We start from the raw sequence: 982 nt of genomic DNA, 5'->3' as shown, positions 1-982 counted from the left end.
TGGTGTTTGCTTGCGCAAACTTCTAGTTAATAGCGATTTCATGTTTTAATTGGTAAGTACAAGATTAATTGCTGGTTCTAGAACTAAATATTTTTCCTCTTTTTCGTTATAGTTTGGTTTTCTTTTCATCCATTTTGTGCTTAAAAAATGATATGCATTTTGTTCTTCTACATAATTGCAAATTACTGCTGGTGCAAACACCACAGAATCATTATTAACTCCATTGTATTTGTACGAATAAATGTATTTGTTACTTTCTACAATCATAGATTCAAGTCCAATAGCTACACCATTCTCTGGAAACTTTATTTTATATTTAGAAACATCTATTTTAGTTTTGTTTCGTCCTTTTTTGACCGTTACAATGATGTCTTCGTTTGCTAAATCAATCAGTGGAATATCATTTATAGTATCGTGAAGTAAAATTCGGAGCTTGAATGTGGCGTTTTTAATTTCAGACTGTGTGAAAACTTCAACTTCTTTTAGGTATGGTGTTTTCTTGTAAATAGAATCGTAATCGAATTTTTTTGCTAAGATTTGCGGAAACTTTCCTTGTAAATAATTAACTCTTTTAAAAACTGAATTTCCGATAGTTAATGATTCCGATTTTTTTAATTTGATGATTTCAACATTATCTAATTCGATGCTTTTGGGTTTTAAAAGAATTTCGTTATTCGAATTTAGAGTTGCTGTCTTTTTGTGATAACCCACATTAGAAAACATCATTTTTTTGTCTTTGGAAGTGTTCAATTCGAATGTTCCGTTTTCTTCTGAAGTTGTTCCGATGTTATCGTTTTCAATCCAAATACTTACATACGGAATTGGTTTTCCCGAAATACTGTCTTTGACAACTCCCTTTATTTGAGCCGAAAGTATATTTGTAAATACTATTAAAAACGTAATTGTTAGTCTCATTTCTTGTTTATAGTTTGCTATTTAGCCCTGATTGTAGTGGAAATACTTTTTTCAATTGCCTCGGGTT

At 30.3% G+C, this 982-nt stretch carries 1 protein-coding gene; it reads right to left on the bottom strand.

Annotated elements, in window-relative coordinates:
• Nucleotides 1-45: 45 nt before the first annotated feature.
• On the bottom strand, nucleotides 46-915 hold the full coding sequence (locus DIU01_RS08155; protein ID WP_290833334.1) for a carboxypeptidase-like regulatory domain-containing protein: 870 nt from the start codon (nucleotides 913-915) through the stop codon (nucleotides 46-48).
• Nucleotides 916-982: the final 67 nt, after the last annotated feature.

Source organism: Flavobacterium sp. (genome assembly GCF_003525665.1).
Lineage (GTDB): Bacteria > Bacteroidota > Bacteroidia > Flavobacteriales > Flavobacteriaceae > Flavobacterium.
The sequence above is the reverse complement of the archived record's forward strand: the minus strand, read 5'-3'. Positions and strand labels throughout refer to the sequence as shown.